This is a genomic window from Arthrobacter sp. P4_H3, from assembly GCF_056400885.1.
In genome coordinates, this window is the sequence record NZ_JBFUKK010000007.1 from 181,182 (window position 1) to 192,810 (window position 11,629).

General features: G+C 65.9%; 11 protein-coding genes. 5 read left to right on the forward strand and 6 right to left on the reverse strand.

Going from position 1 to position 11,629, the window contains the following annotated elements; genetic code table 11:
* Window positions 1-55 precede the first annotated feature (55 nt).
* On the reverse strand, window positions 56-961 hold the full coding sequence (gene mca / locus AC1DRE_RS12055; RefSeq protein WP_476984853.1) for a mycothiol conjugate amidase Mca: 906 nt from the start codon (window positions 959-961) through the stop codon (window positions 56-58).
* Window positions 962-1,051: 90 nt separating this feature from the next.
* On the opposite strand from mca, the gene AC1DRE_RS12060 reads away from it, so the two are divergent.
* Both AC1DRE_RS12060 and greA read left to right on the forward strand, forming a co-directional pair.
* Complete coding sequence (locus AC1DRE_RS12060) at window positions 1,052-1,513, forward strand: DUF4307 domain-containing protein (protein ID WP_476984854.1); 462 nt, start codon at window positions 1,052-1,054, stop codon at window positions 1,511-1,513.
* 202 nt (window positions 1,514-1,715) lie between these two features.
* A complete protein-coding gene (gene greA, locus AC1DRE_RS12065) occupies window positions 1,716-2,210 on the forward strand; it encodes a transcription elongation factor GreA (protein ID WP_104172736.1) in 495 nt (164 codons plus the stop codon).
* A gap of 91 nt (window positions 2,211-2,301) precedes the next feature.
* Here greA and AC1DRE_RS12070 read toward each other — a convergent pair whose 3' ends face one another.
* The 4 genes from AC1DRE_RS12070 to AC1DRE_RS12085 form a co-directional block, all read right to left on the reverse strand.
* Window positions 2,302-2,931, reverse strand: a complete 630-nt coding sequence (locus AC1DRE_RS12070; RefSeq protein WP_476984855.1) for a rhomboid family intramembrane serine protease — start codon at window positions 2,929-2,931, stop codon at window positions 2,302-2,304.
* A 5-nt stretch (window positions 2,932-2,936) separates the two neighbouring features.
* Window positions 2,937-4,175 (reverse strand): threonine ammonia-lyase, encoded by a 1,239-nt coding sequence (ilvA, locus tag AC1DRE_RS12075; RefSeq protein WP_476984856.1) that lies wholly within the window; start codon window positions 4,173-4,175, stop codon window positions 2,937-2,939.
* A gap of 3 nt (window positions 4,176-4,178) precedes the next feature.
* Window positions 4,179-5,558, reverse strand: a complete 1,380-nt coding sequence (locus AC1DRE_RS12080) for an AI-2E family transporter (RefSeq protein WP_476984857.1) — start codon at window positions 5,556-5,558, stop codon at window positions 4,179-4,181.
* Between the two features lie 99 nt (window positions 5,559-5,657).
* Window positions 5,658-6,584 (reverse strand): aldose 1-epimerase family protein, encoded by a 927-nt coding sequence (locus tag AC1DRE_RS12085; RefSeq protein ID WP_476984858.1) that lies wholly within the window; start codon window positions 6,582-6,584, stop codon window positions 5,658-5,660.
* Between the two features lie 179 nt (window positions 6,585-6,763).
* On the opposite strand from AC1DRE_RS12085, the gene galT reads away from it, so the two are divergent.
* Genes galT through AC1DRE_RS12100 form a run of 3 tightly spaced genes read left to right on the forward strand, consistent with a single transcriptional unit; the run spans window position 6,764 to window position 10,340 of the window.
* On the forward strand, window positions 6,764-7,909 hold the full coding sequence (galT, locus tag AC1DRE_RS12090; RefSeq protein ID WP_476984859.1) for a galactose-1-phosphate uridylyltransferase: 1,146 nt from the start codon (window positions 6,764-6,766) through the stop codon (window positions 7,907-7,909).
* Window positions 7,906-9,081, forward strand: a complete 1,176-nt coding sequence (gene galK / locus AC1DRE_RS12095) for a galactokinase (RefSeq protein WP_476984860.1) — start codon at window positions 7,906-7,908, stop codon at window positions 9,079-9,081. Before galT ends, galK begins: the two co-directional genes overlap by 4 nt.
* A 20-nt stretch (window positions 9,082-9,101) precedes the next feature.
* Window positions 9,102-10,340, forward strand: a complete 1,239-nt coding sequence (locus AC1DRE_RS12100) for an acetyl-CoA C-acetyltransferase (protein ID WP_476984861.1) — start codon at window positions 9,102-9,104, stop codon at window positions 10,338-10,340.
* A gap of 91 nt (window positions 10,341-10,431) precedes the next feature.
* On the opposite strand, the gene AC1DRE_RS12105 is transcribed toward AC1DRE_RS12100, so the two are convergent.
* Entirely contained in the window at window positions 10,432-11,340 is a 909-nt protein-coding gene (locus AC1DRE_RS12105; RefSeq protein ID WP_476984862.1) for a Bax inhibitor-1/YccA family protein, read from the reverse strand.
* Window positions 11,341-11,629 lie beyond the last annotated feature (289 nt).

Below are 11,629 nucleotides of genomic sequence, written 5' to 3' on the forward strand. Positions count from 1 at the left end.
CTGTGGAACGTAATGATGGCCCTGACTTCTACGGGTCATAGAAATGGGCTTGGCTCTATCTTAGCCCTGCGAAGAGATCCTTTTCCGGCAGTTCCACGGGCACCCGGGACTGGATCAGGGTGTAGTCCTCCCAGGGCCAGGCGCGGCGCTGCATGTCCGGGGACACGGCGAAGAAGAATCCCAGCGGGTCCACCTGGGTCCGGTGGGCGCGGAGCGCATCATCCCGGGCTTCAAAATAGTCGCCGCAGTCAATCTGCGTGGTGGTGGGATGCGTCGGGGCCGGCAGCGTGTGGCCCTCGGCATCGGTCTCGAGCCAGGCTGCCAGCCGCTGGGCGTACGGCGACTGCAGCCCTGCCTCTTCCAGCGCAAAGTGGAGTGCGCGGAAGCGGTCGGGGCTGAAGGCGCGGTCATAGTAGAGCTTGCTCGGCGCCCAGGGCTCGCCGATGCCCTGGTACCGTTCCGGATCGCCGGCGGCTTCGAACGCCTCGACCGCCACGCGGTGGGCCATGATGTGGTCGGGGTGCGGATAGCCGCCGTTTTCGTCGTAGCTCACGATGACCTGCGGCTTGAACTGGCGCACCAGCCTGACCAACGGGGCAGCCGCCCGTTCCAGCGGCTGAAGGGCAAACGAGCCTGTCGGCAGCGGCGGAAGCGGGTCACCCTCGGGCAGGCCGGAGTCCACAAACCCGAGCCAGCGCTGGCGGATTCCCAGCACCTTGGCGGCGTTTTCCATTTCCAGGCGCCGTGCGCCGGCCATGTCGCGCTTGGGGTGAGCCTCGTTTTCCACGGCAGGGTTCTGGATGTCGCCCCGCGATCCGTCCGTGCAGGTGGCCACCATGACGTCGATTCCTGCCGTGGCGTACATTGCCATGGTGGCTGCGCCCTTGCTCGATTCGTCGTCAGGGTGAGCGTGAACGGCCAGCAGGCGGAGCGGCTTTGACTGGCTTGCGGACGCTGTCATCTGAAACGGCTCACTTTCTTCGGATTTTCAAGGTTGCGGGTCAGGGGTGCCGGGACGGAATTTTCCCGTTTGGATCCACACTAAACTGGAATGGTGACTTCCGAGGATCAACCGGCCACTTCGCCCCCGGCAACTACCACCCTAGCCAATCGATACGGGGGCCAAAAGCGCGCCCTCTCCCGGAAGGCCAAGAGGAACATCGGAATAGCTGCACTCGCTGCCGGGATAGCTTTCATGGCATGGATCTCCACTTCCCTGAACAGCGAAACCGTGACGTTCAAGGACATCGGCTACAGCACCACGGACGCCACCCAGGCGGAGATCGATTTCCAGGTCACCAAGGATCCCGCCACCGGCGTCAAATGCGCTGTCAAGGCACTGGATTCCAAATTCGCCGTGGTCGGCTGGAAGGTAGTGGATATCGGGCCGAACCCGGCTGACGCCACCGCCGACGGCGGACGCACCACGGTCCACCGCGCGGTGGTGCGCACGGAGTCCCTCTCAGTTTCCGGTGTGGTGGACAGCTGCTGGATTCCGGACGCGGACAAGTAGCCGGCCGCAGTTCCCGTCCCGCTTCCGGAGTACAGCTGTGACCCACACCGCAGGCCTTCTTTGGTTTGTCCACTGCATTGACTACAATGGACCAATACCTTTACCCCGCTGAGCTGGTTACTGAGTCCCACAAGTGGCCACCGTGGCGGGGTCTTTGCTTGTTTGATCTCAAACTTGTTTGACCACGAAAAAGGAGAAGTCCGTGTCTACCACCAACAGCGCAACTGCAGCTTGGCTTACCCAGGAAGCTTTTGACCGCCTGAAGGCAGAGCTGGACCACCTCTCCGGCGCCGGCCGGGCGGAAATCGTCCAGAAAATCGAAGCTGCACGCCAGGAAGGCGACCTCAAGGAAAACGGCGGATACCACGCCGCCAAGGAGGAGCAGGGCAAGATCGAGGCCCGCATCCGCCAGCTCACCGCACTTCTCCGCGACGCCCACGTGGGCGAGTCCCCGGCCGACGACGGAATTGTCGAGCCCGGAATGATCGTCGTGGCAAAGATCGCCGGCGACGAGGAGACGTTCCTTCTCGGCTCACGCGAGATCGCGGGCGACTCGGACCTTGATGTCTTCAGCGAAAAGTCCCCCCTGGGTTCCGCCATCGTTGGCCACAAAGAGGGCGACAAGCTCAGCTACACCGCACCTAACGGCAAGGACATCACGGTGGAGATCATGTCCGCCAAGCCGTACGCAGGCTAGGGGCTTCAGCTCCGGAACCGCGGTAACAGCCTTTCAACGAACGACGCCGGCCCTCCCCTTCGCGGGGACGGCCGGCGTCGTTCGTTAAGGCTTATCTTTCCGTCGCCGGGCGTTCCTGCGGAAAGCGCCGGGGCTTCAGCAGCATGGCCGCGGCGACGCCGCCGAGGGCACCGCCCAGGTGGGCCTGCCACGAGACAAAGCCTGCCACCCCGGGGAGGACGCCGAACAGGATTCCGCCGTAGGTAAGGAACAGGACCACCGACAGCGCTATCTGCCACCAGTTGCGGTTGAAGAACCCGCGCACCAGCAGGAACGCGAAAAGGCCGAAGACCAGGCCCGAGGCGCCAACTGTGATCCCCCAGCCGCCGATCAGCCAGACCAACAATCCTGAGCCGAACCAGCTGAAGGCCACTGCCGTGAGGAAGACCCTGAGCCCGGACAGAAAAACGAGGAAGCCGAAGATCATCAGCGGCAGTGCGTTGGAAACCACATGGCCGAGGTTGGCGTGGAACAGCGGGAACGTGAGGATGTCCAGCAGGCCGTCGGCGCTTCGCGGCCGGAGGCCGAACGTCCTGTTCAGGGAATGGAACGTGGCAGCGTTGACCAGTTCGATCGCGAACAGCAGCGCGACGAAGAGCCCCAGTACCAGCAACCCGCCCTGTGCGCGTGCGGCAGGCGTATGCCTCGTTTGCGCCCGTCCCCCCGAAGCGTCAAGCACCATGGCCCCTAGTGGACCACGATCGGCTGGAAACCCTCGGCACGGAGTGCGCCCAGGACCTGCTCACAGTGCTCGTGGCCCTTGGTTTCCAGGTTGACGGTGATGGACACGTCTCCCATGCTGATGGAACCGCCCACGCGGGTGTGGTCCAGGCCTGTGACGTTGGCATCGTTCTCGGCGATGATCCGGGCGATGGTGGCCAGCGAACCGGGCCGGTCATCGAGCATCATGCGCACCGTCATGAACCGGCCTGCAGCGGAAAGGCCCCGCTGGATCACCTTGAGCATGAGCATGGGGTCGATGTTGCCGCCCGAGAGGATCACTGCCGTGGTGCCGGGATTCTCGATCTTCCCGTCCATCAGGGCGGCCACGCCCACGGCACCGGCCGGTTCCACCACCATCTTGGCGCGTTCGAGCAGGAAGATCAGCGCGCGGGCCAGGGAATCCTCGCTGACGGTCACGACGTCGTCCACGAGTTCCCTGATGATGCTGAACGGCAGCTGCCCGGGACGGCCCACGGCAATGCCGTCGGCCATGGTGGAGACCTTCTTCAACGGCACCAGGGCGTCCGCGGCGAGCGACGGCGGGTAGGCCGCAGCGTTTTCGGCCTGGACCCCGATGATCCGGATGTCCCGGCCCAGCTCCCGGGCCCGTGCCTTCACCGCAACCGCCACGCCGGCCAGCAGCCCGCCGCCGCCGACGCCCATCAGGATGGTGTCAACATTGGGGATCTGCTCCAGGATTTCCAGCCCCACCGTACCCTGGCCGGCAACGACGTCCACGTTGTCGAACGGGTGGACAAAGACCGCGCCGGTTTCATCGGCATAGCGCTGGGCTTCGGCGAGTGCTTCGTCCACGTTATGCCCGTGCAGGACCACTTCGGCGCCGTGGCTGCGGGTGGCCGCCAGCTTGGGCAGGGCAACACCCAGCGGCATGTAGATCCGGGCCTTGATGCCCAGGCTCTTCGCTGCCACGGCAACGCCCTGCGCATGGTTTCCGGCCGAGGCCGCCACCACGCCGCGCTTTTTCTCCTCGGCCGACAGTTTGGCCATGCGGACGTAGGCGCCGCGGACCTTGAACGAGCCGGCCCGTTGGAGGTTTTCGCACTTGAAGAAGACGTCGCCGCCCACCATGCTGCCCAACGCCCGGGACGATTCCACCGGGGTCCGGGTAATGATCCCCTCAAGCAGCTTTTGCGCCTCCAGGACATTGTCCAGCGTGACGGGCAGGCTATTGAGGGTTTTCACGTACTAGTCTCCTTTGGGGAATTCGGCTGGGGCGTCCGGGCCGGCATGTCCGGCGGGAGTACCCGTTGACTGTGCGGCTCCATTGCCGCGGCCCGGATGCGCACCGGGAAGGTAGACATCCTTGAAGGTGTTGTCTTGGCTGGATCCGGAGTCCCCGGTTACATCCGGGCCCGCCGCAGCCAGCACACCTTCATGTTCCCACGTTCTGGCAGCAATATATCGAATCGCCGAGTTTGCTACGGCAAGGATGGGCACCGAGAAGAGTGCGCCCGGGATTCCGGCGAGGTAGGAACCGGCCGCCACGGACAGAATGACCGCCACCGGGTGCAGGGCCACGGCCTTGCCCATAACGAGCGGTTGCAGGATGTGGCTCTCCAGCTGCTGGACCAGCAGCACGATCCCCAGCATGACCAGCGCGTTGACCCAGCCGTTCGCCACGAGGGCAAGGAGCACCGCCACGGCTCCGGTGACCAGGGCGCCCACGATGGGGATGAAGGAGCCTATGAAGACCAGAACTCCCAGCGGAAGCGCCAGCGGCACTCCGATGATGGCTGCGCCCACGCCGATACCCACGGCGTCCACAAAAGCGACGAACATCTGGATGCGGGCGTAGCTGACCATGGACGTCCAGCCCTTGCGGCCTGCACCGAAGGTGGCGGCGCGGGCTTTCCGTGGCAGCAGACGGACCAGGAAACCCCAAATCCGGTCACCTTCAAGGAGGAAGAAAATCAGGATGAACAAGGCGAGGATGAGTCCTGCAGCAAAATGCCCGGCCGTGCTTCCGAATGAAAGGGCGCCGCTGAGGATGCTGCTGCTGTTGTTCTGCAGTGCGGCCGTGACGTCCTGCAGATACTGGTCGATTTGGGCGGCCGTCAGGTGCAGCGGACCGTCCGCCAGCCAGCCCTGGATCTGCTGGATCCCGGTCAGTGCTTCGCTCCACAGCTCGCTGAATCCCCGGACAAGCTGCCGTCCCACGAGCGCCAGGGAGCCGCCGATGAGGCCGAGGAAGCCCAGCACGGTGATGGCGACGGCGCCGCCGCTCGGGACCCGCCGGGCCTTGAGCCATCGTGTGATGGGACTCAGCAGGCCGGCCAGCAGGGCTGCCACCATCACGGGGATGATGAGGAAGCTGATCTTACTCAGCAGCCAGATCAGCGCGGCGCTGACCAGGAGAATGAGCCCCAGCCGCCAGGCCCACGAGGCGGCGATCCGCACACCGTAGGGAATGTCCTGGTCCAGTTCGCGGTCCGTGAGCACCCGCAACGGAGGTGCAGATGCGGCTGCCGCAGGCGCAGCCGCTGCGGCGTCGGGCAACCCTGCTGTTTTAGCATCGGGTTGAACGTCGGGGCTATGGTTTGGTGCGGCGTCCTCTGCTGGCGTCATAGCCTTATACTTCCCCAGCTGAGCCCCGATGGGAAACCGCCACGGCCACCAGCCGCCGGGCCCCGGCACGGGCCAGACACGGTTAGTGGAAGTGCCGGACTACAGGGACGCGCTGATGCCCCAGGTCATGGTAAAGGACTCCCCCGCTGCCAGCCAGCGCAGGCCGTCGCCGCTGTTGAACGCATTTGCCGGGCCGGTCATGGGCTCGATGGCCACAGCCTTTGGCCTGCCGGGGAACTTGTCCGTGACGAAGACATGGACGTAGCCGCACGATTCGTCCTGCCAGAGGCTCACGCTGCGGCCATCGGACGCCTGCAGCGTTTGCCGCGCCACGCCGCCGTCGAGCACCAGGTCCGTGTAGGCGACGTCGATGTCCAGTTCGGCAACGGTCCGGCCGCCGCGCAGGTCCAGTTCCCCGCTGACGGGCTCCGCGCTGCGGGGTATGAGGCGTTCGTCCGCAATAAGCCGGCTGCCGGCGTCCACCGTGAGGACTAAATCCTCGGCAGGCACGTCACCTAGCCTGAGGTAGGGGTGGGAGCCGAGGACGAAGGGTGCGGATGACTGGGAATCGTTCAGGAGCGTCTGGCGGACCACCAGGCCCAGGTCCTCAGCCAGCTCGTACTGCACCCGATGCCGGACCAGGAAGGGGTATCCGTGCTGGGGGAAGATCGGGGCTTCCAGCGTCACCGAAAACTCCGACTCGTCCACGAGCGCGTACGAGGCGTTGCGCAACAGGCCGTGGCTGGCGTTGTTCCGGGAAACTTCGGTGATGTCCAGCTGCTGCTTCCTGCCGTCCAGGTACCAGACCCCGTCCTCAACCCTGTTGGCCCAGGGCGCCAGCGTGATCCCGGTGGCTCCCGGCGGGATGTCCGCGTCCCCGTACGTTTCGGTCAGCTGGACGCCGCCGCGGGTGTAGAGCCGCAGGCCCGCGGCCAGCTCCGTAACCACTGCCAAGGCATCATCGCGGCGGAGTTCGTACTGGCCGCCGGATGCGTAGCGGCGGGAATGAGGGATGCTCGAAGTCATGGGCACCACCGTACCTGCTTACGCCTACCGCCTCCCCTGCCGAAACCACACAACGCAGATATGTTAACTTTTGTTCGAAACTATTTCTTTTTGATCGTTTTATGGGAGAATTGGAAATGCCAGCCGTTCCGCCCCGAGGGCGGGGCTCCGATGGCAGCCGCTCGCAAAGGACAAGACGCATGACACACATCACCAGCACCAACCTCGCCGACGGCCGGGAGCTGCTCTATTTCGATGACGCCACGCCCGGAAAGAGCACCCGCAGGCCGGAGGAGACCCCCGACCGCCGCGAGCTGCCGGCCAGGAGCGAGCCGGGCGAAGTCAGGTTTGATGCACTGACCGGCGAGTGGGTGGCCGTGGCCGCGCACCGCCAGAGCCGCACGCACCTGCCCCCGGCGGACCAGTGCCCCATCTGCCCGACGACTCCGGCCAACCCCTCGGAGATCCCGGCGCCGGACTACGACGTCGTCGTCTTCGAGAACCGTTTCCCCTCCCTGGGGCCGGCACTGGGACCGGTTCCCGGCAACGCCGGCTGGGGAACCACCGGCACCGCCTTCGGCCGCTGCGAAGTGGTGTCCTTCACTCCCGACCACACCGGGTCCTTCAGCGGGCTGGGCGAAACGCGGGCACGCACCGTTGTGGAGGCCTGGGCGCACCGCACCAGGGCGCTTAACGCGCTGCCGGGCATCCAGCAGGTCTTCCCGTTCGAGAACCGCGGCGCTGACATCGGTGTGACCCTTCACCACCCGCACGGCCAGATCTACGCCTACCCCTACGTCACGCCGCGCGCAGCAGTGATGGGCGCTGCAGCCCGGAAATTCTACGACGACGCCGACGGCCGGCAGACGCTGACCGGCTCGCTCCTGCGGTCGGAACGCGAGGACGGAAGCCGCATGGTCCTGGAAGGCGAGAATTTCAGCGCGTACGTCCCGTTCGCGGCCCGCTGGCCGCTGGAAGTGCACCTGGTTCCGCACCGCCAGGTGCCCGACCTCGCAGCCCTCAGCGGAGAGGAAAAAGACGAACTGGCGCACGTGTACCTCGATCTGCTCAAACGGCTCGATGCCCTTTACCCCACGCCCACTCCGTACATCTCCGCCTGGCACCAGGCCCCGCTCGATGAGCTCTTGCGCCCGGCAGGCTACCTCCACCTGCAGCTGACCTCCCCCCGCCGGGCGGAGGATAAGCTCAAATACCTGGCCGGCTCCGAAGCGGCCATGGGTGCTTTCATCAACGACACCACCCCCGAACTGGTGGCGGAGCGGCTACGCACCGTCACGGTTCCCGCATCAGCACTCAACCCACTCCCGGAAGGCGCACACGCATGACCGCCCCACTCAGCAACGGCGACCTGGGCAGCAGTGACCTCGCGGCACGGTTCCAGGACGCCTTCGGTTCCGCCCCGGACGGTGTCTGGCAGGCGCCGGGCCGCGTGAACCTGATCGGCGAGCACACCGACTACAACGACGGCTTCGTCCTCCCGTTCGCCATCGACAGGACAGCCCGGGTGGCGGTCCGCGTCCGCCCCGATTCAACCGTTCGCCTGCTGTCCACATACGGCGACCAGGGCATGACGACGGCGGACACCGCGTCGCTGGACGGCTCACGGGCCAAGGGCTGGACCAAGTACCCCCTCGGCGTCATCTGGGCCCTGCAGGAGCGCGGCATCAAGGTGCCCGGCCTTGACCTGCTGCTGGACTCCAACGTTCCCCTCGGCGCCGGGCTCTCCTCCTCCCATGCCATTGAGTGCGCCGTGATCTCCGCCCTCAACGACCTGACGGGCGCCGGACTCAAGGACGAGGAAATGGTCCTGGCCACCCAACGCGCCGAGAACGACTTCGTCGGAGCCCCCACCGGCATCATGGACCAGTCCGCCTCGCTCCGCGGCGCCAAGGACCACGCCGTCTTCCTCGACTGCAGGGACCAAAGTGTCCGGCTCGTCCCCTTCGAGACCGAACCGGCCGGGCTGGTCCTGCTGGTGATCGACACGAAGGTCTCCCATTCACACTCCGACGGCGGCTATGCCTCCCGCCGCGCTTCATGTGAGCTCGGGGCCGAAGTCCTGGGCGTCAAGGCGCTCCGCGACGTGGGCGTTGAGGACCTTGACGAAGCCGCCGGCCTCCTGGACGAAGTCACCTTCCGCAGGGTACGCCACGTCGTCACCGAGAACGACCGCGTCCTGCAGACCGTGGAACTGCTCGGCAGTGCCGGACCGGGCGCCATCGGGCCCCTGCTCGATGCCAGCCACCGTTCCATGCGGGACGATTTCGAGATTTCGTGCCCCGAACTGGACCTGGCGGTGGACACCTCCCGCAGCAGCGGAGCCATCGGTGCGCGCATGACAGGCGGCGGCTTCGGCGGCGCGGCGATCGCCCTCACGCCGCTGTCGGCGGAGCAAGAGGTGCGCACCGCCGTCGAACAGGCCTTCGCCCGCGCGGGATACCGGAAGCCGGACATCTTCACGGTGACTCCGGCGGCCGGGGCGATGCGGCTCGTGTAGCTCGGGCGTAGGCTGGGCGCATGTCAGAAGCTGTCATTGTTTCCGCCGCCAGAAGCCCGATCGGACGCGCTTTCAAGGGATCCCTGAAGGACGAGCGGCCGGATGACCTGGCCGCGGCGATGGTCACGGCCGCGCTGGACAAAATCCCCTCCTTCAATCCGCACGGCACGGACGGCAGGGGCCTGGACGACCTCTACCTGGGCTGCGCCGAACCGAGCGGTGAAGCGGGCTCCAACATGGCCAGGGTGGTCACCATCCTCGCTGGCCTGGACGGCGTTCCGGCCGCCACCATCAACCGGTTCTGTGCCTCCAGCCTGCAGACCATCCGCATGGCCTTCCATGCCATCAAGGCGGGTGAAGGTGACGCGTTCGTGGCTGCCGGCGTCGAGGCCGTGTCCCGGTACCCCAACTGGGCCGGCGCGGGCGAAACCGACGCCGGCACGCACAACCCGCTCTTCGACTCAGCACGGCGGCGCACCGCGGCGCGGGCTGCATCCAACACGCCCTGGACCGATCCGCGGCTGGGCGGGCGCCTGCCGGACATCTATATCGCAATGGGACAGACCGCGGAAAACGTTGCCACCACCTACGGGATCAGCCGGGCCGAGCAGGATGCCTGGGCGGTCCTGAGCCAGAACCGCGCGGAGGCTGCCATAGCCTCGGGTTTCTTTGCCCGCGAGATCACTCCGTACACCCGCCGTGACGGCACGGTCGTGGCGCTGGACGACTCCCCGCGCGCAGGAGTCACCCTCGAGGCAGTTGCCGCGCTTCAGCCGGTGTTCCGCAGCGAGGGGACGGTGACCGCCGGCAATGCATGCCCGCTGAATGACGGGGCGGCCGCCGTGGTGGTGATGAGCGCCAACCGGGCCAGTGAACTCGGGCTGGAGCCGCTGGCACGGATTGTGTCCACAGGTGTCAGCGCACTCTCCCCAGAACTCATGGGCATGGGCCCCGTGGAAGCCACCCGCGTGGCGCTGGAGCGGGCGCGGCTGGCCATCGGGGACATCGACCTCGTGGAACTCAACGAGGCGTTCGCCGTGCAGGTGGTGGCCAGCGCCCGTGAACTCGGCATCGACCATGCACGGCTCAACGTCCACGGCGGGGCCATTGCCCTCGGGCACCCGTTCGGCATGACCGGAGCCCGCATGACCACCACACTGTTGAACGGACTCCGGGAGCGCGATGCCACGCTCGGGCTCGCCACACTCTGCGTTGGTGGCGGCCAGGGAATGGCAGTGGTGTTCGAGCGGCTTAGCTAAGCCGAAAGGAAACTCGCCGCCAAAGGGAAAGGCCCCGCCGATTGGCGGGGCCTTTCCAACTACAGCACGACGACGTTCGCCGGCTTGGGTCCTAATCGTCGCCGCGGAGGATCGCCAACAGGCGGATGATCTCCACGTACAGCCAGACCAGGGTGACAGTGAGGCCGAAAGCTGCGGTCCAGGAGAACCGTTCCGGGGCTCCGTTGCGGACACCTTCATCGATGCTGGTGAAGTCCATGACCAGCGAGAACGCGGCCAGGCCGATCGCCAGGATGCCGATGGCGACGCCAATGATTCCACTGCGCAGGCCGAACGGTTCAGTCGTCAGACCCGTCATCATCATGACCAGGTTCACCACGGAGAACAAGGCGTAGCCGGCCATGGCGATCATGAAGAACTTCATGGCCTTGGGCGTGGCACGTACCTTGCCGCTCTTGAACAGGAGCAGCGTCACCGCGAAGACGGACAGCGTGCCGACGACGGCCTGCAGGCCGACTCCCGGGTACATCGTGTCCAGGACGCGGGTGAGTCCGCCGAGGAAGAGTCCTTCCAGCCCTGCGTACGCCAGGATCAGCGCCGGCGACGGCTGCTTCTTGAAGGTGTTGACGAGCGCCAGGACGAAGCCGCCCAGGGCGCCGACGATCATCAGCAGCGAGGCCAGCGGCATGCTCACGAACAGCGTCACAGCCGCACCGGCAATCAGCACGCCGAGGCACGCGGCCGTCTTGATGATGACGTCGTCAAAAGTCATCCGCCCGGTATCCGCCGGGCCGGCTGCCGGCTGGTTGTACATCTGCTGCAGCTGATCATGGGTCATGTTCTGCTGCTGGGCCATCCAGCCGCCCTGCGCGTCCATGACCTGACCGGGGGCGCGGCCAGGGGCCTGGCCGTACTGCTGACCGTAGGGGTTCTGGCCGTACTGAGCCTGCGGAACAGGCGGTGCCTGGGTGGCTCCACGGAAATTCTTTCCGTTGAAGATCGGGTTTCCGCCAAGTGCCATTGCGGGTGTCCTCCAAATAAAGGGGGTAGGTGGTGATCCTTATAGTTCAAGGTACCAATTTCCACGTACGGGCGGCAGGGATAGTTCCCCCCGCGGGGCACCCGAAGCCCAACCGTGACATGGGCCACCGCCGCCAGGGGAGGTTTCCCGCGCCCGGCCCCAGCCCCCGGCACGCGGACGACTGTTTAGGGACACGCAGACTCAACAAAAGTTTTCTTTAGCTGAACTGAATTAATTCTCAGGCTGGGCTTCACGGTTGTTATCCGATCGCTATCTTAGGCGTGCCTAC

What these genes read in the sequence shown, in the direction of transcription:
- mca (WP_476984853.1), bottom strand. Translation starts at nt 961, where the DNA reads ATGACAGCGTCCGCAAGCCAGTCAAAGCCGCTCCGCCTGCTGGCCGTT.
- AC1DRE_RS12060 (WP_476984854.1), top strand. Translation starts at nt 1,052, where the DNA reads ATGGTGACTTCCGAGGATCAACCGGCCACTTCGCCCCCGGCAACTACC.
- AC1DRE_RS12070 (WP_476984855.1), bottom strand. Translation starts at nt 2,931, where the DNA reads ATGGTGCTTGACGCTTCGGGGGGACGGGCGCAAACGAGGCATACGCCT.
- AC1DRE_RS12080 (WP_476984857.1), bottom strand. Translation starts at nt 5,558, where the DNA reads ATGACGCCAGCAGAGGACGCCGCACCAAACCATAGCCCCGACGTTCAA.
- AC1DRE_RS12085 (WP_476984858.1), bottom strand. Translation starts at nt 6,584, where the DNA reads ATGACTTCGAGCATCCCTCATTCCCGCCGCTACGCATCCGGCGGCCAG.
- galT (WP_476984859.1), top strand. Translation starts at nt 6,764, where the DNA reads ATGACACACATCACCAGCACCAACCTCGCCGACGGCCGGGAGCTGCTC.
- galK (WP_476984860.1), top strand. Translation starts at nt 7,906, where the DNA reads ATGACCGCCCCACTCAGCAACGGCGACCTGGGCAGCAGTGACCTCGCG.
- AC1DRE_RS12100 (WP_476984861.1), top strand. Translation starts at nt 9,102, where the DNA reads ATGTCAGAAGCTGTCATTGTTTCCGCCGCCAGAAGCCCGATCGGACGC.
- AC1DRE_RS12105 (WP_476984862.1), bottom strand. Translation starts at nt 11,340, where the DNA reads ATGGCACTTGGCGGAAACCCGATCTTCAACGGAAAGAATTTCCGTGGA.